Origin of the sequence: Nocardia sp. NPDC019219, assembly GCF_040632645.1 — a bacterium.
GTDB classification, from domain to species: domain Bacteria; phylum Actinomycetota; class Actinomycetes; order Mycobacteriales; family Mycobacteriaceae; genus Nocardia; species Nocardia sputorum.
In genome coordinates this window covers 79,652-103,016 of record NZ_JBEYCG010000024.1, presented here as the reverse complement: position 1 = coordinate 103,016, position 23,365 = coordinate 79,652, and the positions used below count along the sequence as shown (strand labels likewise).

27 protein-coding genes are annotated in these 23,365 nt (G+C 67.7%); 16 read left to right on the top strand and 11 right to left on the bottom strand.

Features of this window, described 5'->3' with window-relative positions; all coding sequences use genetic code 11:
• Positions 1-132 precede the first annotated feature (132 nt).
• Together ABZ552_RS32385 and ABZ552_RS32380 are read right to left on the bottom strand one after the other, a co-directional pair.
• Positions 133-1,938, bottom strand: a complete 1,806-nt coding sequence (locus ABZ552_RS32385) for an acetyl/propionyl/methylcrotonyl-CoA carboxylase subunit alpha (RefSeq protein ID WP_281875304.1) — start codon at positions 1,936-1,938, stop codon at positions 133-135.
• A 197-nt stretch (positions 1,939-2,135) separates the two neighbouring features.
• On the bottom strand, positions 2,136-3,053 hold the full coding sequence (locus tag ABZ552_RS32380; RefSeq protein ID WP_281881139.1) for a sulfurtransferase: 918 nt from the start codon (positions 3,051-3,053) through the stop codon (positions 2,136-2,138).
• Positions 3,054-3,221: 168 nt separating this feature from the next.
• On the opposite strand from ABZ552_RS32380, the gene ABZ552_RS32375 reads away from it, so the two are divergent.
• On the top strand, positions 3,222-3,998 hold the full coding sequence (locus ABZ552_RS32375; RefSeq protein ID WP_281875303.1) for a transcriptional regulator: 777 nt from the start codon (positions 3,222-3,224) through the stop codon (positions 3,996-3,998).
• Here ABZ552_RS32375 and ABZ552_RS32370 read toward each other — a convergent pair.
• The 3 genes from ABZ552_RS32370 to ABZ552_RS32360 all read right to left on the bottom strand — a co-directional run bounded on the left by ABZ552_RS32370 (position 3,927) and on the right by ABZ552_RS32360 (position 6,724).
• Positions 3,927-4,559, bottom strand: coding sequence for a Maf family nucleotide pyrophosphatase (locus ABZ552_RS32370; protein ID WP_281875302.1), 633 nt, complete (start codon positions 4,557-4,559; stop codon positions 3,927-3,929). The two genes, ABZ552_RS32375 and ABZ552_RS32370, sit on opposite strands and share 72 nt — an antisense overlap.
• The gene (locus ABZ552_RS32365; RefSeq protein WP_281875301.1) at positions 4,556-4,891 is read right to left on the bottom strand and encodes an acyl-CoA carboxylase subunit epsilon; all 336 of its coding nucleotides are present in this window, start codon (positions 4,889-4,891) and stop codon (positions 4,556-4,558) included. Before ABZ552_RS32365 ends, ABZ552_RS32370 begins: the two co-directional genes overlap by 4 nt.
• 192 nt (positions 4,892-5,083) lie before the next feature.
• On the bottom strand, positions 5,084-6,724 hold the full coding sequence (locus ABZ552_RS32360) for an acyl-CoA carboxylase subunit beta (protein WP_357441679.1): 1,641 nt from the start codon (positions 6,722-6,724) through the stop codon (positions 5,084-5,086).
• A 204-nt stretch (positions 6,725-6,928) separates the two neighbouring features.
• Here ABZ552_RS32360 and ABZ552_RS32355 point away from each other — a divergent pair, with 204 nt between their 5' ends.
• Entirely contained in the window at positions 6,929-7,120 is a 192-nt protein-coding gene (locus ABZ552_RS32355) for a hypothetical protein (protein WP_281875300.1), read from the top strand.
• Between the two features lie 28 nt (positions 7,121-7,148).
• Positions 7,149-7,949, top strand: a complete 801-nt coding sequence (locus ABZ552_RS32350; RefSeq protein WP_281875299.1) for a biotin--[acetyl-CoA-carboxylase] ligase — start codon at positions 7,149-7,151, stop codon at positions 7,947-7,949.
• Between the two features lie 98 nt (positions 7,950-8,047).
• Here the strand turns inward: ABZ552_RS32350 and ABZ552_RS32345 are convergent, their stop codons facing one another.
• A complete protein-coding gene (locus ABZ552_RS32345) occupies positions 8,048-9,001 on the bottom strand; it encodes an acyl-ACP desaturase (RefSeq protein WP_281881138.1) in 954 nt (317 codons plus the stop codon).
• A 158-nt stretch (positions 9,002-9,159) separates the two neighbouring features.
• On the opposite strand from ABZ552_RS32345, the gene ABZ552_RS32340 reads away from it, so the two are divergent.
• The 3 genes from ABZ552_RS32340 to ABZ552_RS32330 are packed head-to-tail and all read left to right on the top strand — an operon-like array spanning position 9,160 to position 11,706.
• The gene (locus ABZ552_RS32340) at positions 9,160-9,705 is read left to right on the top strand and encodes a PH domain-containing protein (RefSeq protein WP_281916732.1); all 546 of its coding nucleotides are present in this window, start codon (positions 9,160-9,162) and stop codon (positions 9,703-9,705) included.
• Positions 9,706-9,722: 17 nt separating this feature from the next.
• Positions 9,723-10,400 carry a response regulator transcription factor gene (locus ABZ552_RS32335; protein ID WP_039796233.1) on the top strand — a complete coding sequence of 226 codons (678 nt, stop codon included), beginning with the start codon at positions 9,723-9,725 and terminating at the stop codon, positions 10,398-10,400.
• A 1-nt stretch (position 10,401) separates the two neighbouring features.
• Complete coding sequence (locus ABZ552_RS32330; protein WP_357441676.1) at positions 10,402-11,706, top strand: HAMP domain-containing sensor histidine kinase; 1,305 nt, start codon at positions 10,402-10,404, stop codon at positions 11,704-11,706.
• Position 11,707: 1 nt separating this feature from the next.
• Here the strand turns inward: ABZ552_RS32330 and ABZ552_RS32325 are convergent, their stop codons facing one another.
• Positions 11,708-12,247 (bottom strand): GtrA family protein, encoded by a 540-nt coding sequence (locus ABZ552_RS32325; protein WP_350356349.1) that lies wholly within the window; start codon positions 12,245-12,247, stop codon positions 11,708-11,710.
• Between the two features lie 87 nt (positions 12,248-12,334).
• Between ABZ552_RS32325 and ABZ552_RS32320 the strand changes: the two genes are divergently transcribed.
• Together ABZ552_RS32320 and purE are read left to right on the top strand one after the other, a co-directional pair.
• Positions 12,335-13,507, top strand: coding sequence for a 5-(carboxyamino)imidazole ribonucleotide synthase (locus tag ABZ552_RS32320; RefSeq protein WP_357441685.1), 1,173 nt, complete (start codon positions 12,335-12,337; stop codon positions 13,505-13,507).
• Positions 13,500-14,015, top strand: a complete 516-nt coding sequence (gene purE, locus ABZ552_RS32315; protein WP_281875297.1) for a 5-(carboxyamino)imidazole ribonucleotide mutase — start codon at positions 13,500-13,502, stop codon at positions 14,013-14,015. Before ABZ552_RS32320 ends, purE begins: the two co-directional genes overlap by 8 nt.
• Positions 14,016-14,026: 11 nt before the next feature.
• On the opposite strand, the gene ABZ552_RS32310 is transcribed toward purE, so the two are convergent.
• Together ABZ552_RS32310 and ABZ552_RS32305 are read right to left on the bottom strand one after the other, a co-directional pair.
• On the bottom strand, positions 14,027-14,578 hold the full coding sequence (locus tag ABZ552_RS32310; protein ID WP_357441674.1) for a PIN domain-containing protein: 552 nt from the start codon (positions 14,576-14,578) through the stop codon (positions 14,027-14,029).
• Positions 14,579-14,595: 17 nt separating this feature from the next.
• Positions 14,596-15,063 carry an excisionase family DNA-binding protein gene (locus tag ABZ552_RS32305; protein WP_357441672.1) on the bottom strand — a complete coding sequence of 156 codons (468 nt, stop codon included), beginning with the start codon at positions 15,061-15,063 and terminating at the stop codon, positions 14,596-14,598.
• A gap of 165 nt (positions 15,064-15,228) precedes the next feature.
• Between ABZ552_RS32305 and ABZ552_RS32300 the strand changes: the two genes are divergently transcribed.
• From ABZ552_RS32300 to ABZ552_RS32265, 8 genes are all read left to right on the top strand, one after another.
• On the top strand, positions 15,229-16,428 hold the full coding sequence (locus ABZ552_RS32300) for an FAD-dependent oxidoreductase (protein ID WP_357441670.1): 1,200 nt from the start codon (positions 15,229-15,231) through the stop codon (positions 16,426-16,428).
• A gap of 152 nt (positions 16,429-16,580) precedes the next feature.
• On the top strand, positions 16,581-17,540 hold the full coding sequence (locus ABZ552_RS32295) for an RNA polymerase sigma-70 factor (protein WP_357441668.1): 960 nt from the start codon (positions 16,581-16,583) through the stop codon (positions 17,538-17,540).
• 27 nt (positions 17,541-17,567) lie between these two features.
• On the top strand, positions 17,568-18,608 hold the full coding sequence (locus ABZ552_RS32290; RefSeq protein ID WP_357441666.1) for an ABC transporter permease: 1,041 nt from the start codon (positions 17,568-17,570) through the stop codon (positions 18,606-18,608).
• A gap of 161 nt (positions 18,609-18,769) precedes the next feature.
• Positions 18,770-19,456 carry a TetR family transcriptional regulator gene (locus tag ABZ552_RS32285; protein ID WP_281916738.1) on the top strand — a complete coding sequence of 229 codons (687 nt, stop codon included), beginning with the start codon at positions 18,770-18,772 and terminating at the stop codon, positions 19,454-19,456.
• A 165-nt stretch (positions 19,457-19,621) separates the two neighbouring features.
• Positions 19,622-20,779 (top strand): acyl-CoA dehydrogenase, encoded by a 1,158-nt coding sequence (locus ABZ552_RS32280; protein ID WP_195088219.1) that lies wholly within the window; start codon positions 19,622-19,624, stop codon positions 20,777-20,779.
• A 171-nt stretch (positions 20,780-20,950) separates the two neighbouring features.
• The gene (locus ABZ552_RS32275; RefSeq protein ID WP_281875289.1) at positions 20,951-21,241 is read left to right on the top strand and encodes a barstar family protein; all 291 of its coding nucleotides are present in this window, start codon (positions 20,951-20,953) and stop codon (positions 21,239-21,241) included.
• Between the two features lie 12 nt (positions 21,242-21,253).
• Positions 21,254-21,877, top strand: a complete 624-nt coding sequence (locus ABZ552_RS32270; protein ID WP_357441663.1) for a DUF5753 domain-containing protein — start codon at positions 21,254-21,256, stop codon at positions 21,875-21,877.
• Positions 21,867-22,073: a DUF397 domain-containing protein gene (locus ABZ552_RS32265; protein ID WP_281875286.1), complete on the top strand. Its 207-nt coding sequence runs from the start codon at positions 21,867-21,869 to the stop codon at positions 22,071-22,073. The genes ABZ552_RS32270 and ABZ552_RS32265 overlap by 11 nt, the downstream gene beginning before the upstream one ends.
• Positions 22,074-22,188: 115 nt before the next feature.
• Here ABZ552_RS32265 and ABZ552_RS32260 read toward each other — a convergent pair whose 3' ends face one another.
• Positions 22,189-22,386 carry a hypothetical protein gene (locus tag ABZ552_RS32260; protein WP_281875285.1) on the bottom strand — a complete coding sequence of 66 codons (198 nt, stop codon included), beginning with the start codon at positions 22,384-22,386 and terminating at the stop codon, positions 22,189-22,191.
• Entirely contained in the window at positions 22,383-23,294 is a 912-nt protein-coding gene (locus ABZ552_RS32255; protein WP_357441661.1) for a hypothetical protein, read from the bottom strand. Before ABZ552_RS32255 ends, ABZ552_RS32260 begins: the two co-directional genes overlap by 4 nt.
• Positions 23,295-23,365 lie beyond the last annotated feature (71 nt).

Sequence of the window (23,365 nt, the reverse complement as noted above, 5' to 3'; positions counted from 1 at the left end):
AACTCCTAAACCTCCAACACTCATCCAATAACAGCCCATCTGCCTCTGGGGGGGGGCGCCCGCCCTTTAAACAAAGTCGCGGCGCCCGCCCCCCCCCCCCCCCCCCGCCCGTGTGTCCGGCTCCGCCGGGTACTACTTGATCTCCGCCAGCACGGTGCCCTGCGTGATCGCCGCGCCCGCCTCGACGGACAGGCCGGTGACCACACCCGCCTTGTGCGCGTTGACCGGGTTCTCCATCTTCATGGCCTCGAGCACCACGATCAGATCGCCCGCCTCGACCGACTGGCCCTCTTCCACGGCGACCTTGACGACGGTGCCCTGCATCGGAGCGGTGACCGCGTCACCGGAAGCCGCGCCGCCGCCCGCGCCGCCCCGCTTGCGCGGCTTGGGCTTCTTGCGGATCACACCGGCGCCGTTGCCCGCCGCACCGGCCGCTCCGGCGCCGACGGTGAAGTTGCCCGGCAGCGACACCTCGACCCGGCGGCCGCCGACCTCGACGACGACCTTCTGCCGCGGCGCCTCTTCGTCCTCCTCGGCCGGGGCGCTCGCGCCGGTGAACGGCTCGACGGTGTTGACCCACTCGGTTTCGATCCACTTGGTGTAGACGTCGAACTTCTCGCCGTCACCGATGAACGCCGGGTCCTCGACGATCGCCCGGTGGAACGGGATGACCGTGGCCAGGCCGTCGACCTCGAACTCGGCCAGCGCGCGCCGCGCCCGCTCCAGCGCCTGCGTGCGGTTCTCACCGGTGACGATCAGCTTGGCGAGCATCGAGTCGAACTGTCCGCCGATCACGCTGCCGGCCACCACGCCGGAGTCCACGCGCACACCGGGGCCCGACGGCTCCCGGTACACGGTGACCGGGCCGGGGGCGGGCAGGAAGCCGCGGCCGGCGTCCTCGCCGTTGATGCGGAACTCGAAGGCGTGGCCGCGCGGCGTCGGGTCCTCGGTGATCTCCAGCTTCTCGCCGTTGGCGATGCGGAACTGCTGGCGCACCAGGTCGATGCCCGCGGTCTCCTCGGTGACCGGGTGCTCCACCTGCAGGCGGGTGTTCACCTCGAGGAAGGAGACGGTCTCGCCCTGCACCAGGTACTCGACGGTGCCCGCGCCGTAGTAACCGGCTTCCTTGCAGATGGCCTTGGCCGAGGCGTGGATCTTCGCGCGCACTTCGTCGGACAGGAACGGCGCGGGGGCCTCCTCGACGAGCTTCTGGAAACGCCGCTGCAGCGAGCAGTCCCGGGTGCCCGCGACGATGACGTTGCCGTGCTTGTCGGCGATGACCTGGGCCTCGACGTGGCGGGCCTTGTCGAGGTACTGCTCGACGAAGCACTCGCCGCGACCGAAGGCGGCGGTCGCCTCACGCACGGCCGAGTCGTACAGCTCGGGGATCTCCTCGATCGAGTGCGCGACCTTCATGCCGCGGCCACCACCACCGAACGCGGCCTTGATGGCGACCGGCACGCCGTACTTCTTCGCGAACTCGACGACCTCGGTCGCGTCCTTCACCGGGTCCTTGGTGCCCGCGGCCATCGGCGCGTTCGCGCGCTCGGCGATGTGCCGCGCGGTGACCTTGTCACCCAGGTCGCGGATGGACTGCGGGGAGGGACCGATCCAGATCAGCCCGGCGTCGATGACGGCCTGGGCGAAGTCGGCGTTCTCGGACAGGAAGCCGTAACCCGGGTGGATGGCGTCGGCGCCGGACTTGGCGGCGGCGTCGAGGATCTTGTCGAACACCAGGTACGACTCTGCCGAGGTCTGCCCGCCCAGGGCGAAGGCCTCGTCGGCGAGCTTGACGAACGGAGCGTCGGCATCCGGCTCGGCGTAGACCGCGACGCTGCCGATACCGGCATCCTTGGCCGCCCGGATCACGCGCACGGCGATCTCGCCTCGGTTAGCTACGAGTACCTTTGTGATCCGCGCGCTGGCATGGCTGGGCACTGAGCCTCCTGTGTGCATTCTTCTGGTCGCTTCGCCGGGATGGGGTCGCTGCGCAGGCTCCGCTCCCATAGTCGACAAACTTACGTCTCGGGCGAGTGTAGGCAGTCTGCCAACAGACGCCGCACTCGGCTAGCCCTACTGATCAGTAGGTCGTGGATCACAACGTACGCGGCCTGTGTTTGGGACCGCGCCCCGCCCTACCTGCTCCTGGCGCGCCGCGAACCGCCGCGAGCGGGTACTTCACCGGGTTCGTCCCCTCTGGCGATCGGCATCCGCACCGAGTTTCCCCACTCCGTCCAGGACCCGTCGTAGTTGCGTACGCCCTCGCGTCCGAGCAGGTAGGTCAGGACGAACCAGGTGTGGCCGGATCGCGCGCCGACTCGACTGTAGACGATCACCTCGTCCTGGCCGGCCAACGCGCGGTAGACGTCGTCGAGTTCGGTGCGGGATCGGAAGCTCCCATCGGCCGCGAGCGCCTCCGACCACGGGATGTTCGACGCGCTGGGAATGTGGCCGCCGCGCAGTGCGGCGTCCTCGGGATCGGCCGGTTCGCCCACGCGCGTGCCCGAGTACTCCTCGGCCGAGCGCACGTCGATCACCGGCTTGCCCAAGTGGGCGAGCACGTCCTCCCGGAAGGCGCGAAAGGTGACGTCGTCCCGGCGCACGGTGGGGTAGGCGCTGCGCACCGGGTAGTCGGGCTCGAATGTCGTGTCGCGCCCCTCGGAGATCCACGCCGCGCGCCCACCGTCGAGCAGGCGCACGTCCTCGTGTCCGAACAGCGTGAACACCCACGCGGTGTGCGCCGCCTGCGTATTGCCCCGATCCCCGTAGATCACAACCGTGTCGTCACGTTCTATCCCTTTGGCGCGCATCAGTTCGGTGAAGCGGGTTCCGTCGATATAGTCGCGCGTGACCGGATCGTTCAGATCGCTTCGCCAATCCAGCTTGGTGGCGCCCGGAACGTGCCCGATGTCGTAGAGCAGCGTGTCCTCGTTGGCCTCGATGATCTTGAGTCCGCGCGCGCCTATGTTTGCCGACAGCCACTCCGTGGTTACTAGTCGGTGAGGATATGCGTAGGAACCGAGTGAGGGATGAGGGTCCGGAGCGACGGGCACGGTGTTGGGTCCTTCACGCATGGGTGGACGGTGGTGACAGCGGTTCGAGGCCTCACAGCGATCGTAGGTGTGAGGCGACACTGACCTTCGTTTCAGATCACAAATCGGATGAGGGCCGAATAAAGGGCACCCACATCCGATAAAGTCTCCCGGGAGGAGGGGTGAGCTATGTCCGATTCTTGGCCGCGGCGGCGACTGCTCGCGATCCTACGTGGCGCCAGCGAGCCTCTCGACGCCCAGGAACTGGCCAGAATCACCGGACAGCACGTCACCACGGTCCGTTTCCACCTCGATGTGCTCACCAGAGAATCCCTCGTCCGGCAGTTCCAGCAGCCGCCACGCGGGCGTGGGCGGCCGCGCATCGGATACAGCGCGGTGCAGCGATCGGTCGGCTACCAGGATCTGGCGCAGGTGCTCGCCGACCAGCTCGGCCCGGACTCGCGGCGCAGGTCGGAGGCCGCGATCGCGGCGGGCCGCGCCTGGGGCAGCCGGCTCGACGTCGGCGACCATCGGGTGGAGTCGCTGGAGGACGCCAAGGACCTCACGATGACGTTGATGTCGGAACTGGGTTTCGCCCCGGAGCGTGACCCGTCTCCGGAGACCGAGGGCAAGGCGCTGATCCGGTTGACGGCGTGCCCGTTGCGCGAACTCGCGCGGACGCACTCCGAAGTGGTTTGCGGCGTGCACCTCGGTCTCATCGAGGAGGTGCTCGACCGGGGCGGTGCGCAGGGGACGATCGACGTGCGGATGCATCCGTTCGTCGAGCCGGAGCTGTGCGTGGCCCGGCTGGAACTCATCGCGGCCCAGCGCGCCGAGGCCCAGCAGGCGGCGACGGTGCCCCCCGGTGGCGACGCCGAAGCGCTGACCGCGCCGTCAGGCCGTGTGGCCCCACAGTTGCGTAACGCCGATCCCAACGTCGCCAAGCAATCGGCGCAGCAGTGGTAGCCCGATCCCGATGACGCTGGACGGGTCGCCATCGATGCGATCGACGAACCAGCCGCCGAGCCCGTCGAGGGTGAACGCGCCCGCCACCTGGAGCGGCTCACCGGTCGCGATGTAGGCGTCCAGCTCGTCCGGCTCCGGCTTGGCGAAATGCACGGTGGTGCTGCTGCAATCGACCGCCTCGGCGGTGATGTGGCCATCCCGCATCCGCACCACGCAGTGGCCGGTGACCAGATCCGCGCTGCGTCCGGCCATGTCGCCCCATCGTGCGCGAGCGACCTCGGGGGTGTGCGGTTTGCCCTGCAGCTCGCCGTCCACGAGCAGCATCGAGTCGCAGGCCACGACAACGCAATCGGCCGCGAATTCCGGGATCGCGGCCGCCACGGCGGCGGCTTTGGCGCGCGCCAGCTCCACCACGACCCCCTGAGGTGGCGTGCCCTCCGGGAGGGCGGCGGCGACCGCGTCCTCGTCCACGGCGGAGACCCGGACTATCGGGTCGATGCCCGCCGAGCGGAGAACCTCCCGGCGGGCCGGGGACGCGGAAGCCAGGATCAGCCGCGTCACCCGCGCAGGTGGGACAGCAGCGGGAAGGAGTAGGGGGAGAACGGTGAAGAGCCGCGGTGCATCAGCGTGGGATGGCCCCACAGGTCGGGCGGACCCGAGGGCCCGGCCGGCGCGGCGCTGTTCGCGGCGGCGGACAGCACGCATACCAGCGCGGCGAGTTCCTCATCGGTCGGCGAGCCCTTCACGACACGGAAGAACGGCTCCGGGGTGGCCTCGGCGGATTGCGCTGTCGCGGTCGGACCGGTGGACGCACCGGCCTCGTCTGCGATCGGGTCGACTGTCAGATCCAGTTCGACGGCGCTCAACACATCTTCTTCTGCCACGGTCGTCACAGTGCCAGGTCCTCTCTTCGCCCTTATCAGCGGAACTGATCAGGCTGTTCCCGTTTTCCGACAAGTTATGGATGAAGCAACTGTCCTCGGACGCACTCATTGCTTCTCTGCAACAAGCCGGTACACGCCAGAGTAAGTGTTACCGAGACCGATGCCACCCTTTGCGCGCGGCCTATCGAGGGTATCGCTCGATCACAGCGGGATGTTGCCGTGTTTCTTCGGCGGCAGGGTCACCATCTTGCGTTCGAGCAGTCGCAGCGCGGACACGATCTGGCCACGGGTGTGCGAGGGCGGAATGACCGCGTCCACGTAGCCGCGCTCGGCGGCGACGTACGGGTTCACGAGCGTGTCCTCGTACTCGTTCTGGAGCTCGAGCCGCAGCGCATCGACGTCTCCGCCGTCCTTGGCGGCCTGCTGCAGCTGCTTGCGGTAGACGAACCCGACGGCGCCGGACGCGCCCATGACGGCGATCTGCGCGGTGGGCCAGGCGAGGTTCACGTCGGCGCCCATGTGCTTGGAACCCATGACGTCGTAGGCGCCGCCGTAGGCCTTGCGGGTGATGATCGTGATTTTGCCCACAGTGGCCTCACCGTAGGCGTAGAGCAGCTTCGCGCCGCGCCGGATGATGCCGTTGTACTCCTGGCCGGTGCCGGGCAGGAAGCCGGGCACGTCGACCAGGGTGATGATCGGGATGTTGAACGCGTCGCAGGTGCGCACGAAGCGCGCGGCCTTCTCCGAGGCGTCGATGTCCAGGCAGCCCGCGTACTGGGTGGGCTGGTTGGCCACGATACCCACGCTGCGGCCGTCGATCCGGCCGAAGCCGACGATGATGTTCATCGCGCGCTCGGCCTGCACCTCGAGGAACTCGTCGTCGTCGAGCAGGCGACGGATCACCTCGTGCATGTCGTAGGGCTGGTTCGGCGAGTCCGGGATGATCGAGTCCAGCTCGAGGTCCTCGTCGGTGAGCGAGTCCTCGATGGCGCCGTCGATCGGGTCGGTGGCCGGGAACCGCGGGGCCTCGGCGCGGTTGTTGCTCGGCAGGTAGGACAGCAGGTCCTTGACGTAGTCCAGGGCGTCCTGCTCGCCGGAGGCGACGTAGTGCGCCACGCCGGACTTGGTCATGTGCGTGTGCGCGCCGCCCAGGTCCTCCATGGTGACGTCCTCGCCGGTGACCGTCTTGATGACGTCCGGGCCGGTGACGAACATCTGGCTGGTGCCGTCGACCATCACGACGAAGTCGGTGAGCGCGGGGGAGTACACGTGACCGCCCGCGGCCGGGCCCATGATCAGCGAGATCTGCGGGATCACACCCGAGGCCTGGATGTTGCGGTGGAAGATCTCGCCGTACAGACCCAGGGAGACCACGCCCTCCTGGATACGCGCGCCCGCGCCCTCGTTGACGCCGATCAGCGGGCGGCCGGTCTTCAGGGCCAGGTCCATCACCTTGACGATCTTCTCGCCGTAGACCTCACCGAGGCTGCCGCCGAACACCGTGACGTCCTGGCTGAAGATGCAGACGTCGCGGCCGTCGATGGTGCCGTAGCCGGTCACCACGCCGTCGCCGAGCGGCCGGTTGTTCTCCAGGCCGAAGTTGACGCTGCGGTGGCGGGCCAGTGCGTCGAGCTCGACGAAAGAGCCTTCGTCCAGCAGAGCGAGGATGCGCTCGCGGGCAGTCATCTTGCCCTTCGCGTGCACCTTGTCGACCGCGGCCTCACCCATCGGGTGCTTGGCCTCTTCCAGCCGATTCCGCAGGTCAGCCAGCTTCCCGGCGGTGGTGTGGATATCGGGGGAGCCCGCCGGACCTGATGCGGGCTGCTGCTGGACACTCGTCATGGCTTCGGAGTGTAACCAGTACCAGTGTTTCCCGGTAACCCAGACGGGGGCTACCGGTGAGTAAAAACCGCAGCTAGATCAATTTTCCTAGGCAAACTTCCTGGTCGGTAGCAGGGTCGGAAGGCGAAAAATGAGTATCGCCCGCTGGTGGGGTCCGAATAGCCTGAGGGCGAATGATTTCCGGGCTCAGGGGAGGAGCGCGTGATGTGGGAATGGGGTAGAACCTTCGCCGAATACGCCGCCGCCGCGGCGTGGACGCGAACCGCCGAAACGGAGCCGAAGTACGGCGAGCCGGAGTGCTGGGCCGAGACCGCCGAAGGCGAGCCCGAGGACGGCGACCGCATGGGCGCGGCGGCGCGTGACCCGATCTTCTCCGGTTACGACCTGGTCGGGTAGCGCCCCGCACGGCGAGTAGCCTGCCGGTGTGCAGAGGCCACCGTTGGATGCAGAGCAGTTGCGGCGCAGTGCCGCCGACACGCCCGAGCTGTCGTTCTTCTCGCGGATCGATGTGGTCGAGTCGACCGGGTCCACGAACGCGGATCTGATCGCGCGGGCGGCGGATCCGGACGCCGACCACGTGGTTCTGCTGGCGGAGACGCAGGTGCAGGGCCGGGGCAGGCACGCGCGACCCTGGGTCAGCCCGCCCCGGGCGCAGCTCGCGATGTCGCTGTTGGTGCGGTTGCCGGGGATCGGGCCCGCGTCGCTGGCCTGGCTGGCTCTGCTGACCGGCATCGCCGTGGTGGACGCGCTGCGGACCACGGCAGGCGTGGCCGCGGAACTCAAATGGCCCAACGACGTGCTGATCGAGGGCCGCAAGGTGGCGGGCATCCTGGCCGAGGTCGCGTCGAGCGGTGGCGCGCCCGCGGTGGTGATCGGGCTCGGGCTGAACGTGAGTCTCACCGAGGAAGAACTGCCGGTGCCACACGCCACGTCGCTGACCATCGCGGGCGCGCGGGAGACCGATCGCACGGTGCTCGTGCGATCCCTGCTCGTCGAGTTCGTCCGTCGCTTCACCGCGTGGCGCGACGCGGACTGGGCGACCGACGAGCTCGCCGCCGCCTACCGGGAGCGGTGCGCCACGATCGGCACCGAGGTCCGCGCCGAGCTACCCGGTGGCCGGACGCTGACCGGCGTCGCCGCGGGCGTCGACGATTACGGCCGCCTGCTCATCGGCGACCAGGCGGTGTCCGCGGGCGACGTCACGCATCTGCGCGCCCAGTACTGAGCGGCGTGCCCGGCCGGTACCGAGCGGCGTGCCCGGCCCCGGTACCGAGCGGAATGCTCGGCCGGTACCGAGGGGCGTGATCGGCTTGGTTCCTGGCCTCAGACGGACTCGGTGACCCCGCGCGCGGCCTCGCGGGCGAGCGCCCGGTCGCGCTGCTCCTCGAACTTGATCACGTTCTTGCCGAGCTTCTCGACGAATTCGCCCAGTTCGTCGCGCGCCTGCTCGCCGCGCGGCCCGAAATCCGAGCGCTCGAAGACGTTCCACTGCTTGAGTACCGGCTCGACGACCTCCTCCAGATGCTGGCGCAGGTCGTAGATGCCGTGCTTGGCCATCAGCACGCCGTAGCGGCGGAAGTTGGGCATCCCGGCGCCGGGCATCAGGAAATTCGTGATGATCCTGGTGATCGCGGGCATGGCCTGGTCGGGCACGAGATCCAGCGCGGCGCCGCACACCGAGCGATAGAAGATCATGTGCAGGTTCTCGTCGGCGGCGATGCGCTGGAGCAGGCGATCGGCGACGGCGTCGTCGCACGCCTTGCCCGTATTGCGGTGCGAGACACGGGTGGCCAGCTCCTGGAAGGTGACGTAGGCGACGCTCGCCAGGAATCCGCCCCAGCCCTGCGGTGACTGGACGCCGTTGCTCATGTGGATCATCCGCGCCTCTTCCAGTGCGACCGGATCGACGGCGCGGGTGACGACCAGGTAGTCCCGCATGGCGATGCCGTGGCGGTTCTCCTCGGCGGTCCAGCGGTCGACCCAGGTACCCCACGGGCCGTCCTCGGAGAAGTTCAGCGCGATCTCTCGGTGGTAGGAGGGCAGGTTGTCCTCGGTGAGCAGGTTGGTGATCATGGCGACCCGGGCGACTTCGCTGAGGCGCGATTGCTCCGGCTCCCAGTCCACGCCGCCCAGGGCGGCGAAATTGCGGCCTTGGCTCCACGGGACGTAATCGTGCGGATTCCAGTCTTTCGCCATGGAGAGGTGCCGGTGCACATTCTGCTCGGCGACGGGTTCGAGTTCGGTCAGGATCTGCAGCGGGGTGAGGTCTTTGGTCACGCGTTCCTCCACGGTCGGATCGGCGGTGATGGTGAGCCGGGCGTTGCGCGATACAGAGAGCCACTGCGCGGAATCGTCACACGCAGGGTGCCGATTGTGCAGCATGACGCGCTGCGGTGTCGGTCGTTCCGGGATCTTCACGCGGTAGTGTTCCTGACATGGGTTATCCCGAGGATGTGCTGGCACCCGACGAACGGTTGCTGCTGCATCGCCACCCGCATTGGAAAATGCTCTTCTGGCCGATCGTGACGCTCATCGTGGCCACGGCGCTCGCCGGTTTCACCGGGGGACTCGTTTCGCAGAAGGCCACCGGCACCACCGGTTCGGCGCTGCTCATCACGGTGCTCGTGGTGTATGCGGCGATTCTGCTTTGGCGTTGTGTCGCACCGATTGTCAGCTGGAAATCGACCCATTTCATCGTCACCGACCGGCGAGTGCTGGTGCGCCAGGGGGTGCTCACCCACACCGGCATCGATATCCCGATGAGCCGGATCTCCAGTGTGCAGTTCCGGCACGGGCTGTTCGACCGGCTGCTGGGCACCGGGACGTTGATCATCGAGTCGTCCTCCTCGGAGCCGTTGGAGTACGACGACATCCCGTCGGTGCAGCAGGTGCACGCGCTGCTGTACCACCAGGTGTTCGAGGTCGAGCGCCATCGCGACGGCCGGGACGAGCGCCGGGACGACCGTCCCAGCTACCGGTGAGCCCGTAACCTGGGCGTATGACCGCTGTACTGCTGGCCGAGGACGACGACGCCATCGCCGCCCCGCTGTCGCGCGCGCTCGGCCGCGAGGGCTACTCGGTCACCGTAGAGAGTTTCGGCCCGGCCGTGCTGCAGCGAGCCCTGGAGGGCGGCCATGACCTGCTCATTCTCGACCTCGGCCTGCCCGGTATGGACGGGCTGGAGGTGTGCCGCCAGGTGCGCGCCCGCGGGGCGGACCTGGCCGTGCTGATGCTCACCGCGCGCACCGACGAGGTGGATTTCGTGGTGGGACTGGACGCGGGCGCCGACGACTACGTCGGCAAGCCGTTCCGGCTCGCCGAGCTGCTCGCCCGGGTGCGAGCGCTGTTGCGGCGCAGCGGGATCGGCGACGACACGGTGGAGGTGGGCGGCATCCGCCTGGAGCCCGCCGCGCGGCGCGTGCTGGTCAACGGCGTCGAAATCGGTTTGGCCAACAAGGAATACGAGCTGCTCAAGGTGCTGATCGACCGGGCGGGTCAAGTGGTGCCGCGCGAGACCATCCTGCGCGAGGTCTGGGGCGACGCGGAGCTGCGCGGTTCCAAGACGCTGGACATGCACATGTCCTGGCTGCGCCGCAAGATCGGTGACGAGGGCCCCATGGCCGAACGGCGCATCGTCACCGTCCGCGGTGTCGGATTCCGGCTGAACACCGACTGACGTGCGCCGCCGGATCCTGCGTTCCATGCTCACCGTGCTGACCCTCACCACGGTGGTGCTCGGCGTGCCGCTCATCTACACGGCGTGGTTGTGGGTGGAGGACATCACGCGCAACGACCTGCAGAACCGGCTGGACCGGATCGCCACGGAGATCATCGCGCAGGAACGCGACGGCACGGTGTCCGGCGAGCTGGACATCCGGTCGGTCGCGCCGTTGGTGCCCGAGAACGGCAGGCTCACCATCGTCTACCCGTCGCGACAGGACAACGCTTCCCGCCGCGACGTCGGTGTGGCCGAGGTGCCCGACCCGCTGGTCGAGTCGCTATCGATGGGCAAGTCCGCGTCGCTGCGCTTGGAAGTGCCGTCGGCGCCGATGCACGCCATGCAGCGCCAAGCGGTCGCGGTGGTCGCGCTGGCGGTGCTCGCCTCGCTCGGCGCGGCGGTGTCGGTCGCGGTGGTCACCGCCCGGCGGGTGGCCGATCCGCTGCGGGATGTCGCGGCGCGCGCGGCGCGGCTGGCGATGGGGGACTTCCGGGCCGATCCGCGCAGGCACGGCATCGCGGAACTGGATCGCGTCTCCGACGTGCTCGACTCGGCGACCGTGGAGATCGCCGGACGACTCCAGCGCGAACACGCCCTGGTGGCGGACGTGTCGCATCAGCTGCGCAGCAGGCTGACCGCCGTGCGGCTGCGGCTGGACGAGCTGTCCGCGCATCCCGACCCGGAGGTGGTGCACGAGGCCGAGGAGGCCATGGCCCAGGTCGACCGGCTCACCGACGCGATCGACGACCTGGTCCGGGCCTCCCGCGACGAGGACGCGGCCGATCGCGATCCGCTGCCCGTGATGGACGAGTTGCGCGGCGTGGTCGCCGAATGGACCCACCCGTTCACCGAGGCGGGCAGGACACTGACGCTCACCGGCGACGAGTCGCTGCGCGCCCCGATCACGGGCTCACGGCTGCGCGAGGCGGTGGCGGTGCTGGTGGACAACGCGCTCATGCACGGCGGCGGCACCTGCACGGTGTCGGTGCGTTCGGTGCGGCCGGGCGCCGATCGCGAGCCGCTGGTCTGTGTCGAGGTCGCCGACGAGGGGCACGGGGTGCGCGACGAACTGGCCCCGCACATCTTCGACCGGGGCTTCTCCGCGGGCGGTTCCACCGGCGTCGGGCTCGCGCTGGCGCGGGCCCTGGTCGAGGCGGACGGTGGGCGACTGGAATTGCAGCGGCGCAGGCCGGCGCTGTTCGCGGTGTTCCTCGGGTCCTCGAAAGCCCGCCCGGCGAACACCGTGGCGCCCGAGCCGCGGTGACTCAGCCGCGGCCGAGTTCCTCTTCCACGAGGTCCACGAATTCCGCTTCGAGTTCGCTCATTTCGTCCGGGAAGACCCAGCGGCGCATCGCCCAGAAACGGAAGGCCATCTGCAGCAGATTGCCGATGATGAAGGCGCTGATGAAGTCGGCGATGTTCTCGACGGTGAAGCTCACATTGGGCTGACGCAGGTCGAACACATAGCTGGAAATCCACAGCGGCGTGAAGGCCAGCACGACGCCGACGCCGCTGACGGCGAAGAACAGCAGCGCTTCGTGATGCCGTTCCCGTCCGCCGCGATTCTTGAACGACCATTCCCGGTTCAGGATGTAGGACGCGATCACGGCGATGACGCCGGAGATGATCTTGGCCGTCACCGGTTTCTCCGCGAGCACCGTCCACTTCAGCATGTAGAAGATGCCGCTGTCGATCACGAACGTGGTCGCGCCGACGATCGCGAACTTGATCAATTCCCGATGCCGGTACGCGATATCTTGCAGCGGCTTGGGGAGGACGCTGACCACGTCGTCGACGAATGACACAAGACCGGAGTGTACCGGTACCGATCATTCGCGCCGGACATGACAATATTGTCCGACGTGAGCGCACGTTCCTTCGATCCATCGGCCATGCCCACCGTCACCATGATCGGTGGCGGTCAATTGGCGCGCATGACCCATCAAGCGGCGATCGCGCTGGGCCAGCGGCTGCGCGTGCTCGCCGAGAACCCCGACGACCCGGCCGCGCAGGTCAGTCCCGAGGTGGTGCTCGGCAGCCACACCGACCTGACCGCGCTGCGCAAGGCGGCGGTCGGCTCGCACGCGCTGACCTTCGACCACGAGCATGTGCCGACCGAGCACTTGGAAGCGCTGGTCGCCGAGGGTGTCAATGTGCAGCCGCCGCCGCAGGCGCTGGTCTACGCGCAGGACAAGCTGGCGATGCGCACCAAGCTGAGCGGACTCGGGCTGCCCGTGCCCGCGTTCACCCCGGTGAACTCGGTCGACGACGCCGTGCGGTTCGGCGACGAGCACGGCTGGCGGATCGTGCTGAAGGCGGTGCGCGGCGGTTACGACGGGCGCGGCGTGTGGATGCCCGAGTCCGCCGACGCGGCCGCGGCGATCGTCACCGATCAGCTCGGCCGCGGCGTCCAGTTGCTGGCGGAAGCGAAGATCGACCTGCGGCGCGAACTGTCGGCGATGGTGGCCCGTTCGCCGTTCGGGCAGGCGGCGACCTGGCCGGTGGTGGAGACGGTGCAACGGAAGGGGCAATGCGCGGTGGTCATCGCGCCCGCGCCCGGCCTGCCGGAGGACACGGCCGCGGCGGCGGAGACCATGGCGTTGAACCTGGCCAAGGAACTCGGTGTGGTGGGCGTCATGGCGGTGGAGCTGTTCGAGACCACCGGCGGCGAACTGCTGGTGAACGAGCTGGCCATGCGCCCGCACAACTCCGGGCACTGGGGGATGGACGGCGCGCGCACCGGGCAGTTCGAACAGCATCTGCGCGCCGTGCTCGACTACCCGCTCGGTGACACCGCGCCGCTGGCCCCGGTGACCGTGATGGCAAACATCCTCGGCGCGCCGCAGGCCCCGGCGATGTCGATGGACGAGCGGCTGCACCACCTGTTCGCCCGGATCCCGGAGGCGAAGGTGCACCTGTACGGCAAGGGGGAACGACCCGACCGCAAGATCGGGCACGTCAACATCCTCGGCGACGACGTGGCCGAGGTCCGGGAGAAGGCCGAGCGGGCGGCGCACTGGATGTCGCACGCGATTTGGACCGACGGATGGGATCCGCATGAGTGAAGAACTGGCTATCGCCCCGGCTGTCGGCCTGATCATGGGCAGCGACTCCGACTGGCCGACGATGGAGGCGGCCGCCGAGGCTCTGGCCGAGTTCGGGATCCGCTTCGAGGTGGGCGTCGTCTCGGCGCACCGCACCCCGCAGCGCATGCTCGACTACGCGCGGTCGGCGGCGGGTCGCGGATTGAAGGTCGTCATCGCCGGCGCGGGCGGCGCGGCCCACCTGCCCGGTATGGTCGCCTCCGCGACGCCGCTGCCGGTGATCGGCGTGCCGGTTCCGCTGAAGTACCTCGACGGCATGGACTCGCTGCTGTCCATCGTGCAGATGCCCGCGGGCGTGCCGGTCGCCACCGTCTCCATCGGGGGCGCCCGCAACGCGGGCCTGCTCGCCGCCCGCATCCTCGCCGCCCACGACCCGGCCCTGCGCACCCGCATGGAACAGTTCCAGGCCGGCCTCGAACAGATGGTCCTGGAAAAGGACGACGCCCTGCGCACCAAGCTCTTGGGCTGAGCGGTAGACGGTCAGCGGTCGCGCCTGCCTGCACGCAAGTTCGCGACCGCTTCCACCAATCCGGCATTCTCCAAGGCGTCCAGCACGTCTTCGATGGTTTCCGGTGGGTTGATCCGTGAATCGGCGATCTGCTGAATGCACGCCCAGACCACACGGTCGTCCAGATCGATCTGGTCGAGCAGGAAATCGTCGGGGCTCTTCGCCTCGATATGCCAGGGTTCCAGTGCATCGTCCGGGAAGTCCGCCAGGTTGGACGTCACGATGACTTGCGCCTTCGCTGCGATGGCTGCTGCGAGAACATGCCGATCATCTGGGTCCGGCAGCTTCACCGCTTCGATCAGAGGTTCGTATCCGTAGACTCGGCAATCCGGCACGGCATCGTTCATCAACGTGCGCAGTCGGGCCAGCCGGTCGACCGGAATGTCCGGCCGTTTCGCCGACAGGTTGTTCAGTGCCTCGTCCAGGATGCGATCAGTCCACTTCGCTTGTACGGCACCCGACCGTGCGAGGCGGATGAGTAGATCCCGCAGCGTATTGCCATACAGCACATTGGCGTCGTACACGACAACGAGAGCCATGGTCAGATGCCGAGGTCCTGGCCGAGTTGCGCCAACTCGTCCATCGCGGCTCGACTCTTGACCTCGGCTCGCCGCTGGTATTGCTTCAAGTCGTCGTATCGGATCCGGCGATGACGGCCTACTCGACGAAAGGGAATCTCGCCTGTTTCCAACAGGGTCACGACGTAGGGGCGCGACACGTTCAGCATGTCTGCCGCCTGCTGCGTGGTGAGTTCGGCATGGGAGGGCACCACGGTGACACCGCGTCCCTCCGCCGCCTGCGCCAGGATGAATGCCAACAAGCTGACGGCCTGTCGAGGCAACACCAAAGCGTCGTCACCTGGATGCTCAGGGGCGACCTGAATGGTCTGATCGCCGGGGTGCCGCATCAGATAGTCCTTGATCCGACGCATTGCGCGAGCTGCGACGTCTGCATCGATCGCTCCCGGTTCGGCACGCTTCGCATCGCGAATGTTTGCCACACTGATCACCTCCTTATCGAAGTATACGAAGCATTCGAAATATTCGAAACAGGCTCGCATGTAGCCGCCCGCATTCCGCGAGCCAACTCGGAAAAGTGATCTGTGTCACAACATGTCAGGAAGTTCGGAGACGCGGTGTCTTGTGCTCGAGCCTCTCGGAGCGAAGGAGACACCATGAGCGAGAAGATCGATGTGGTTGTGATCGGCGGCGGATATGCCGGAGTGATGGCGGCCAATCGCCTGACCCAGCGTGCGGACGTGCGGGTGACGGTGATCAATCCGCGCTCGGCGTTCGTTCCGCGGCTGCGGCTGCACCAGCTGGTCGGCGGGACCCATGACGCGGTGGTCGACTATCAGGAAGTTCTTGCCGAGGGGGTGCGGCTGGTGGTCGACAGCGTGACGCGGATCGACGCGGCGGAGCGCAGCGTGACGCTGGCCGACGGCGGTGCGATCGGCTACGACTATCTGATCTACGCGGTGGGCAGCGGCAGCGCGGCTTCGCGGGTGCCGGGTGCGGACGAGTTCGCTTACCCCATCGCCACTTTGGAGGCGGCGCGACGGTTGCGGTCGGTGCTCGACGACACACCGCTGTCGGCTGCGGTGACGGTCGTCGGAGGTGGGCCCACCGGTATCGAGACTGCCGCGGAGCTGGCGGAACAGGGCCGCGCCGTCACGTTGGTCTGCGGCGCGGTCGTCGGTCCGTACCTGCACCCCCGGGCCCGGCGTACCGCCCGCAAATACCTCGTCAAACTGGGGGTCACCCTGGTGGAAGGCCCTGACGCGGCGGTCACGGCGGTGACACCGGAGGCCGTCGAGCTCGGTGACGGTCGCACGTTGGCGAGTCGGGTCACCATCTGGACGGCGGGTTTCGGTGTGCCCGATCTGGCTGCCCGCAGCGGGCTGCGCACCGACACCGCCGGGCGCCTGCTCACCGACGAAACCCTGACCAGCGTCGACGACGACCGCATCGTCGCGGCGGGGGATTCGGCGGCGCCATCAGACCTGCCGTTCCGGATGAGCGCCTACGCCGCGGGCTGCCTCGGGGCCCATGCGGCCGACACGGTGCTGAACCGGATCGCGGGTGCGCAGCCCGCGCCGGTCGACCTGTCGTTCCCCGCGATGTGCCTCAGCTTCGGCCGGGATGCCGGGATCTTCCAGCTCGGCCGCAAGGACGACACCGCGATGCCGCTGTATTTCAGTGGGCTCGCGGGCACGAAGCTCAAGGAGTTCGCCTGCGCCTCCAGCGTCAAGCATCTGGTGAACGAAGCGCGCAAGCCCGGGTCGCACCACTGGCCCAAGGACGGCAAGCACCGGCCGCAGCTGTTGCAGGCACAGGGCGTCGGCGCGCCGGTCGTCGCCGAACGGGTGGTGTAGAAACCGCCATTCGAGTGGTCGCGGCGGCTGCGCAGGCTGGGGCAGCGTCGTGCCGCTGCCCCACTCGCGCGATCTCGCGAACGGCGGCGCATGTCGTCCGGGGTGCGCTGTCCGCCCACGAATCGGATCGAACGTCTACAGAAGAGGACCTCATGGAACCAACCAGCGGCGCCGATGGACAACGGTCGACCGACCGCGAGGCGGACAGCCGGGACAGCGGCGACCATGCCACGGCAGAGGCGACCGAGACGTTCCTCGCCCATCGCAACCTTCTCTTCACGGTCGCCTACGAGATGCTCGGATCGGCGGCCGACGCCGACGACGTCTTGCAGGAAACCTGGTTGCGCTGGGTCGGCGTCGACGCGGCGCACGTCACCGAGCCGCGCGCCTATCTGGTCCGGATCGCCACCCGGCAAGCGCTCAACCGGTTGCGCTCGGTGAAGCGCCGCAGGGAGGCCTACGTGGGCTCCTGGCTGCCGGAACCGCTGCTCACCACTCCGGACGTGGCCGCCGACGTCGAACTCGCCGAGAGCGTGTCGATGGCGCTGATGCTCGTGCTCGAGACTTTGACGCCGACCGAACGGGCGGTTTTCGTGCTGCGCGAAGCCTTCGGATTCGGCTACGACGAGATCGCGGCCGCGGTCGACAAGACCCCAGCGGCCGTCCACCAGATCGCGCACCGCGCCCGCCGCCACGTCGACGCCCGCCGCCCCCGCCGCTCGGTCACCGCGCGCCAGGCCGAGGCGGCGGCCGAGGCGTTCCGGCGCGCGCTCGAGACACGGGATGTGCAGGGTTTGCTCGACGTGCTCGCCCCGGACGTCGTCGCCATCAGTGACGGCGGCGGCATCAAGCAGGCCACGCCCCGGCCGGTCGCCGGCGCCGACAAGGTGGCCCGGTTCATCGTCGGCGGCCTCACCAAGAACGACGTCGCGCTCACCGTCGAGCCGACCACGGTCAACGGCAGCCCCGCGCTGGCGCTGCACATGGACGGGGAACTCGACGGCGTGCTCGCGATGCGCGTGGAGGACACCCGCATTACCGGCATCTACTACGTGCGCAACCCGCAGAAACTGACCCACGTCGACTCCGAAACACCGCTGACCTTGCGCTGAGTCGGCCCCACTGCTCGAGGAGAGAACATGACCACGCGGGCGCCGCTCGCCGATCCGTTTCCGTCGCGCCGGCCGACGGTGGCCGGGGCAGTCGTGCTGCTCACGGCGCTCGTCAGCGTGCTGCTCATCGCCTTCGCCTGGCCGTCGGTGCGGTCGTCGGTCCACGATGTGCCGATCGCGGTCGCGGGGCCGAGCCCCGCGGTCGCGCAACTGCGCACCGCACTCGATCAACGGCTCCCTGGCGGCTTCGAGATCAGCGAGGTAGCCGACACAGCGGCGGCGGAACGACTCATCCGCGACCGGAAGGTGTACGGGGCCATCGATCTCAGCTCCGGCGCCCCGCAGGTCGTCGTCGCTTCCGCCGCAGGACCCGCGGTCGCTCAGACCTTGCATGGCGTCGCGACCGGCCTGGGGCAGTCGGGGACGTCCGGCACGGCGGTCCGCGACCTCGTCGCTCTGCCCGCCGACGATCCGCGCGGCGCAGGCTTGTCCGCGGGCGCCTTGCCCCTGGTCATGGGTGGTCTGCTGGCCGCGGTGCTGCTGATCCGGCTTGTTCGCGGCACATTCCGCCGGGTCATCGGGGCGCTGGCCTTCGCGCTCACCGGCGGCCTGGCAGTGACCGCGATCCTGCAGTTCTGGCTCGGCTCGCTGAGCGGTTCCTACCTCGCCAACACCGGCGCCGTCGGCCTGTCCATCGCGGCCACCGCGCTGACCGTCCTCGGGCTGGAGGCGCTGCTCGGCTACGCCGGGATCGGGATCGGCGCCGTGGTGATGATGCTCATCGGCAACCCCCTCTCGGGCACGGCGACCGCACCCGAGATGCTGCCGGGCTGGTCCGGCGCGCTCGGCCAGGCGCTGCCGCCCGGCGCTGGTGGCCGGTTGCTGCGCTCGACCGCCTTCTTCGACGGCCACGGGGCAACCCACGCCGTGCTCGTCCTGCTGGCCTGGCTCACGCTCGGCATCGCACTGTGCCTGGTCAGCGGTCTGCGTGCGCGTCGCGCCGCCATCGGCTCGGCGGGATTGCGAACAGCAACGGCGGATGGCGCCCCGGCAGCGCTGAGCAGCTGAAGCACTCCGAGGGCCGTCTGACCGATACCGGACTGACGGCCCTGAAGTGCGTCTGTCGACCCTGCCCGGCATCGGCGGTCGCACGGTCCCGGCTTCGTCGGACTCAGAAGGTCCCGGTGTGGGGGATTCGCTCTCCCGGCCGCTGACTACGGTGTGAGGTCGTGACTACAGGGGATATCGCTCGGACGCGGGGAGGCGACGACACCGCGCACTTTCGACTGACGGTGGTGGATCAGGCGCTGCGGTTGTTCGCCGAGAAGGGGTACGAGGCGACGACGGTGGACGAGATCGCGGAAGCGGCGGGGATCTCCCGCCGGACGTTCTTCCGGCAGTTCCGGTCGAAAGAGGATGTGATCTTCGCCGACCACGAGTCGCAGCTGGCGCAAGCGGCGGAGTTCCTCGCCGCGTCGGCCGACGACCCGTGGGAGGCGGTGTGCGCGGCGGTGGTGCAGGTCTTCGAGCGTTTCACGCAGTGGCGGGAGATCGCGGCGCGGCGGTATCAGGTGGTGCGGCGGGTGCCCGCGCTGCGGGAGCGCGAGATCGTCACGGTGTTCCGCTACGAGCGGTTGTTCACCGACTACCTGCGCGAGCGGCTGCCCGACGCCCCCGACCTGGCGCGGGTGCAGTTCGCCGCCGCCGTGACCGCGACGCACAACTACCTGCTGCGCCGGATGGTGCGCGGCGAGTCGGACGCGGGCGCCGCCGACCTGCGGGTGGAGCTGGCCGCGATCCCGCGCGGCGCGGGCCGTGCCGTGAATCCCGACGAGCTGGTCGTCGCGGTGTTCCCGCGCGACGCCCCGCCCAGGCAGATCGCGGACTTGCTGGTTCGCAAGCTCGGTACCCTGTGAGCTGACCCGGAGTGCGACCGATCTGACACTGAGTGCCACATCATCTCCCCACGTGATTGCCGTCCATGTGGGTATACTCGACGGTTAGATGGCACTGAGTGCCGATGTGCTGCTTTCGTTCGAGGGAAAGCGGCGCCGACCACCGACGACCAGGAGTGAAGCCCGATGGCGGGAAACCCCGATTTCGACCTGTTCAAGCTCGAGGACTTCCACGATGAGCTGCGCGAAGCGATCCGCGCTCTCGCGGAGAAGGAGATCGCCCCGCACGCCAAGGACGTCGACGGCAACTCCCGCTTCCCGGAGGAGGCCCTGACCGCGCTCAACGCCTCCGGCTTCAACGCCGTGCATGTGCCCGAGGCCTACAGCGGCCAGGGCGCGGACTCGGTGGCCACCTGCATCGTCATCGAAGAGGTCGCGCGCGTCTGCGGGTCGTCCTCGCTGATCCCCGCCGTCAACAAGCTCGGCACCATGGGCCTGATCCTGAACGGCTCCGAGGAGCTGAAGCAGAAGGTACTGCCGGACATCGTCAACGGTGAGATGGCCTCCTACGCGCTGTCCGAGCGCGAGGCCGGCTCCGACGCGGCCGGCATGCGCACCCGGGCCAAGCAGGAGGGCGACGACTGGATCATCAACGGCTCCAAATGCTGGATCACCAACGGCGGCAAGTCGTCCTGGTACACCGTGATGGCGGTGACCGACGCGGAGAAGGGCGCCAACGGCATCTCGGCGTTCATGGTGCACAAGGACGACGAGGGCTTCGTGGTCGGCCCGCTGGAGCACAAGCTCGGCATCAAGGGCTCGCCCACCGCCGAGCTGTACTTCGAGAACTGCCGGGTGCCGGGTGACCGCATGATCGGCGCGCCGGGCACCGGCTTCAAGACCGCGCTGCAGACCCTCGACCACACCCGCCCCACCATCGGCGCGCAGGCCGTCGGCCTGGCTCAGGGCGCGCTGGACGCGGCCATCGCCTACACCAAGGACCGCAAGCAGTTCGGCAAGTCGATCGCCGACTTCCAGAACACCCAGTTCATGCTCGCCGACATGGCGATGAAGATCGAGGCCGCTCGCCTCATGGTCTACACCTCGGCCGCCCGCGCCGAGCGCGGCGAGCAGAACCTCGGCTTCATCTCCGCCGCCGCCAAGTGCTTCGCCTCCGACGTCGCCATGGAGGTCACCACCAACGCCGTCCAGCTGTTCGGCGGCGCCGGCTACACCACCGACTTCCCGGTGGAGCGCATGATGCGCGACGCGAAGATCACCCAGATCTACGAGGGCACCAACCAGATCCAGCGCCTGGTGATGTCGCGCGCGCTGCTCAAGTGATGTTTCGGTAGACGTTCGGGCGGTCCTGGAACGCACCTCAGGCCCTTTTCGGGCCGTCGAGGTGTATGGGCCGCCCGAACGTCTGTCTTTCGCCCGCTCGAAGCTGCCATCCAAACGACATAGAGTGCCGCACTGGCTCCTTCATCCAACTGTCGAACTGGAAGCAACACCATGCGCGTCACCATCGATGGAACACGGATCCGGATCCATGCGGACCTGCACCACGCTCTGTGGGCACCCCTGGACTTCGGCCCGTACTACGGGCACAACCTGAACGCTCTGTGGGACCGCCTGTCCACGGACGTCGAACGCCCGGTCGAGATCGTCTGGGAGAACTCCGGTATCAGCAGAGAACTGATGGGCGTCGAATCTTTCGAAGCGATCGCTTCCGTGCTGATCAGAGCCGCCGAGCAGGACGAGTCGAACCCGGTGGACAAAAGGCTCACAGTGCGTTTCGTCTAATGGGCGAATCCAGTGAACCGAAGTCGGCTCACTGGATTCGCGGAACCACGCAAACCCGATCCGGTGACAGCCCTCGGAGCGCGGCCGGACTTCAGCCGACTTGGGCGAAGAACCGCCGGATGTCGCCGACGAGCAGTTCGGGTGCCTCGTGTGCGGCGAAGTGGCCTGCGGCATCGTTCGGACCGCCGATCGCCGAGCCTGCGTCGTAGGAGTCAGAACATCGTCACCCGCAGGACACAGCCGGTCACACTCGATGTGGTGATCGGCGAAGCCTCGCTACGGCGCGTGGCCGGTAGCCATGCGGTCATGGCGACGCAAAACCGCTATCTGGCAGATGTGTCCACAAGGGACAACGTCACTATTCGCGTGCTGCCATTCGATGCAGGGTTCCCAGGCGGAGTGTCCATGCCTCCCTTCGTCATCCTCTCCTTCGGGGATAGCGGCCCTGTGGATCAGATCGAGCCGCCCGTCGTCTACCTCGAAGGCGCGGTGGGCGATATGTACCTCGAGGATGCCGACGACGTGCGGTTCTACACTCAGCGGTACGACCGCATCAGGGAAGCTGCCTTGGATGTCAATTCAAGCAGGACTCTGTTGCGGCAGGTAGCGAGGGAGCATGAGCAGCGTGGACGTTGAGCTATCCGGGGCAAAGTGGTTCAAGAGCAGCCGTAGTCAGGCCGGTAAGGAATGCGTGGAGGTCGCGTTCCTCACCGGAGGCGGAGTCGGCGTACGTGACTCCAAGAACCCGACCGGCCCGGCCCTGAAGTTCACCTCAGCCGAGTGGAACACCTTCACCACTGGCATAGTCGACGGCCTCTTCAACCGCCCCTGAACCAATCAACACCCCGGAGCATCCGTGAGTGGCACATGGCCGCGGCAAACCGTGAGTAGACCTCACAGTGGTGTGCCACTCGCGGAGGTGCGGCATGGTCGGCGGGCGCTGGTGACTAGGGCAACTCTCGCGCCTTGCGCTTCCATTCCTCTATCAGGGCACGGTTGCGGATATCGAATTCCCGGCGGTCGGCATCCGGCCAGGTGTCCATGTCCATGTCCAGCGCGCGTGATGTCACGAAGTCCATGAATGCGTCGGACATCGCCTTGCTGCGAGCGCGAATGAATTCCTCTTCTGCGGGCGTCACGTTCACAGGACCCTCACTCCGTACCATGCTGTACCCTTCATCAACGTCTTGCCGAGTTGGTGGTCGTCACCGGTCAAACTCGCGAGTTCGTTCGGCGACGGATATTCGATGACACGCCCCCCGAATCTGCGCAGGATGTCGTCGAGTTGTACCCGATCGGCCGGCGAGCACTGATCGTATATTTTGCGGATCTTATCCGTGATCGAGGAAACCGAAGACTCGATGAGCCCTGGACTCGTGTCGAAGTCGTATCCCGCACGCGCCCAAGCGTACCCGCCGTCGTCCGTCGCGAAAACCTTCAGTCGATCTACTCCCGATCTGCGGTAATAGCCCTCCATCGCGGAGTTGAACGCGGTGGCGAACCCCTTCCCCGTGGCATCGTCGTCGAGATCCATCACTCGATTTTCGACAACTATCCGCCCCTGCTCGTCTTTGTATATTTTTCTCTCGAGTATGCCGACCATCCCCTTGTCGGGGTCACGGATCGATGCATGGTATTTGAATCCTTCGGCGTCGTCGAGGTAATTCGCCTGAGCGATATGCACATCGTACGGGCCGTACCTTCGATTCAGCGCGGAGAGTGTCGCCAGGAGTTTTTCGTCGTCGGCGGACGAGCCGCGGATGAATCTTTCGAGTGGAGGAATGGACGAAAGATCGGGGATCTCGAGCTTCCTGCCGGAAGTGCGCGTCGGCGTGGACGAAGTCGACGAAGTCGTTTGTGATCCGCTCGCCGCATGTCCGGTGGACGTCCGGATCCGTGCTGCGCCACGTTCATCCTGTGCGCCCATTTCCTCGAGCAGATCTCGAACTTTCCCCGTTCGGTCGCCGGTGACAGCCTTATTGTGCTCAGCGTACTCGAGGAAACTGTCGACGATCCGGCCCGAGGCGTCGCGGACCAGTCGAGATATCCACACAGATCGAACCTCCCCGAAAAATTTTCGTCTGTGGATTCGAGGCGGGGTGCTCTACCCGCGCCTCTGCATCG

Bases quoted from the DNA above. Each gene is read 5' to 3' on its own strand.
- ABZ552_RS32375 (WP_281875303.1), top strand. From the start codon at position 3,222: ATGTCCGATTCTTGGCCGCGGCGGCGACTGCTCGCGATCCTACGTGGC.
- ABZ552_RS32280 (WP_195088219.1), top strand. From the start codon at position 19,622: ATGGCGGGAAACCCCGATTTCGACCTGTTCAAGCTCGAGGACTTCCAC.
- ABZ552_RS32360 (WP_357441679.1), bottom strand. From the start codon at position 6,724: ATGACGAGTGTCCAGCAGCAGCCCGCATCAGGTCCGGCGGGCTCCCCC.
- purE (WP_281875297.1), top strand. From the start codon at position 13,500: ATGAGTGAAGAACTGGCTATCGCCCCGGCTGTCGGCCTGATCATGGGC.
- ABZ552_RS32300 (WP_357441670.1), top strand. From the start codon at position 15,229: ATGAGCGAGAAGATCGATGTGGTTGTGATCGGCGGCGGATATGCCGGA.
- ABZ552_RS32290 (WP_357441666.1), top strand. From the start codon at position 17,568: ATGACCACGCGGGCGCCGCTCGCCGATCCGTTTCCGTCGCGCCGGCCG.
- ABZ552_RS32340 (WP_281916732.1), top strand. From the start codon at position 9,160: ATGGGTTATCCCGAGGATGTGCTGGCACCCGACGAACGGTTGCTGCTG.
- ABZ552_RS32320 (WP_357441685.1), top strand. From the start codon at position 12,335: ATGCCCACCGTCACCATGATCGGTGGCGGTCAATTGGCGCGCATGACC.
- ABZ552_RS32295 (WP_357441668.1), top strand. From the start codon at position 16,581: ATGGAACCAACCAGCGGCGCCGATGGACAACGGTCGACCGACCGCGAG.
- ABZ552_RS32335 (WP_039796233.1), top strand. From the start codon at position 9,723: ATGACCGCTGTACTGCTGGCCGAGGACGACGACGCCATCGCCGCCCCG.
- ABZ552_RS32275 (WP_281875289.1), top strand. From the start codon at position 20,951: ATGCGCGTCACCATCGATGGAACACGGATCCGGATCCATGCGGACCTG.
- ABZ552_RS32355 (WP_281875300.1), top strand. From the start codon at position 6,929: ATGTGGGAATGGGGTAGAACCTTCGCCGAATACGCCGCCGCCGCGGCG.